The organism is Parvibaculum sp., from assembly GCF_049672805.1.
GTDB lineage: Bacteria > Pseudomonadota > Alphaproteobacteria > Parvibaculales > Parvibaculaceae > Parvibaculum.
This window is the reverse complement of sequence record NZ_JBATWS010000140.1, coordinates 1-1,847: the sequence shown is the minus strand read 5'-3', so window position 1 is coordinate 1,847 and position 1,847 is coordinate 1. Positions and strand designations below refer to the sequence as shown.

General features: G+C 63.9%; 3 protein-coding genes. All 3 read right to left on the bottom strand.

The window, feature by feature from the left end; all coding sequences use genetic code 11:
- Positions 1 to 398 (bottom strand): radical SAM protein (locus WBF74_RS04515; RefSeq protein ID WP_424435811.1); only part of this gene is annotated, 398 nt, incomplete at its 3' end.
- The gene (gene rdgB, locus WBF74_RS04510; protein ID WP_424435808.1) at positions 379 to 984 is read right to left on the bottom strand and encodes an RdgB/HAM1 family non-canonical purine NTP pyrophosphatase; all 606 of its coding nucleotides are present in this window, start codon (positions 982 to 984) and stop codon (positions 379 to 381) included. The genes WBF74_RS04515 and rdgB, both read right to left, overlap by 20 nt.
- Positions 981 to 1,697 (bottom strand): ribonuclease PH, encoded by a 717-nt coding sequence (gene rph, locus WBF74_RS04505; protein WP_424435805.1) that lies wholly within the window; start codon positions 1,695 to 1,697, stop codon positions 981 to 983. Before rph ends, rdgB begins: the two co-directional genes overlap by 4 nt.
- Between the last annotated feature and the right edge of the window lie 150 nt (positions 1,698 to 1,847).

Here is a 1,847-nt window from a genome sequence, read left to right as displayed (position 1 = left end):
CGGTTCACGCCTGCTGCGCGATAGCCGCGAAAGCGCTCTGCCTCAACGCTGGTCGGATTGGCTTCGAGCGTGATCTCCGCCCCCTCCTCCATCGACCAGAGGGAAGCGATTTCCCGAAGCACCGTATCGACCGTTTGCGGCAGCATCAGCGACGGCGTGCCTCCGCCGAAAAAGACGGAGCGCACGCGGCGCGGGCCGGTGAGGGCGCGCATATGGCGCAGTTCGCGCGTGAGCGCGCGGCCCCAGCGCGCCTGATCCACATTCGCCGTGACATGCGAATTGAAATCGCAATAGGGGCATTTCGACTGGCAGAAGGGCCAGTGGACATAGACAGCGAAGCCGCCTTCCGTTTCCGGCGGCGCAATCGGTGAGGCGGCGCTATTTGCCGAAACAGGCATCGACAAGCTGCCGGAACGCATCGGCGCGATGCGACATGCGGTGTTTCGCCTGCGCCTCCATCTCGCCGAAGGTGAGTTCATGGCCATCGGGAATGAAGATCGGATCATAGCCGAAGCCGTTTTCGCCACGCGGCGGCCAGGTCAGTTCACCATCGACACGGCCTTCGAAATATTCGATGTGCCCATCCGGCCAGGCGAGGGCGAGGCCGCAGACGAAATAGGCGCTGGTGTCGCTCAGACCCGCCTCAATCATGCCGCGCCGCAGCTTCTCGAGAGCGAAATCAAAATCCCGTGTCGGGCCGGCCCAGCGCGCGGAATGGACGCCCGGCGCCCCGTTGAGCGCGTTGACGCAAAGGCCGGAATCATCGGCAAGGGCCGGAAGGCCCGATGCCTGCGCCGCCGCAAGCGCCTTCAACTCCGCATTGGCGCGGAACGTGTCGCCCGTCTCTTCCGGCTCGGCAAGATCAAGGTCGCCCGCCGATACGACTTCCAGCCTGAAAGGCGCAAGCAGATGCGCAATCTCGCGCACCTTGCCCGGATTATGGCTGGCGACAACGAGTTTTCCTTCCTCAAGACGGCGCGTCATTTCGCGATGGCCTCCTTTTGCAGGCGAACGAGATCGGCAACACTCGCCTTGGCGAGACCGAGCAGGGTAAGGAATTGCTCCTCCGAGAAAGGATCGCCTTCCGCCGTGCCCTGAATTTCGCAGATGCCGCCCTTGCCGGTGATGACGAAATTCGCATCCGTGTCGGCGGCGGAATCTTCTGCATAATCAAGGTCGGTCACGGCGACCCCCTTGTAGATGCCGCAGGAAATCGCCGCGACATGATCCTTGAGGACGGGCGCGGAAATCATCGAGCGGGCACGCATCCATTCAATGCAGAGGTGGAGCGCGATCCACGCCCCCGTGATCGAGGCCGTGCGCGTGCCGCCATCTGCCTGAAGCACGTCGCAATCGATGCTGATCTGCCGCTCGCCAAGCGCGCGCAGGTCAACCACGCTGCGCAGCGACCGGCCGATCAGGCGCTGGATTTCCTGTGTGCGGCCCGACTGCTTGCCGGCAGAGGCCTCGCGGCGCATGCGCTCATGGGTGGAGCGCGGCAGCATGCCATATTCGGCCGTCACCCAGCCCTGCCCGCCGCCCTTCAGCCACGGCGGCACGCGGTCTTCAAGGCTTGCCGTGCAGAGGACATGGGTATCACCAAACCGCACGAGGCAGGAGCCTTCGGCATGTTTCGCCACGCCAAGCTCGAAGCTGACGGCGCGCATTTCATTCGGCTGGCGGCCGGAAGGACGCATATCGGGTTCCAGTACTGTCTGATCAATGTTACCAGCGGGCCTTGTTACATGGGCGGGGCCGCGGCGTAAAGGTGGGGACGCAAGGGCACGGCGCTTGACTCGGCTCCCTTTTGTTCCCATCTGGCCAGTCGGGCAGGCTCTCGGCTATTC

What these genes read in the sequence shown, in the direction of transcription:
- rph (WP_424435805.1), bottom strand. Translation starts at nt 1,697, where the DNA reads ATGCGTCCTTCCGGCCGCCAGCCGAATGAAATGCGCGCCGTCAGCTTC.
- rdgB (WP_424435808.1), bottom strand. Translation starts at nt 984, where the DNA reads ATGACGCGCCGTCTTGAGGAAGGAAAACTCGTTGTCGCCAGCCATAAT.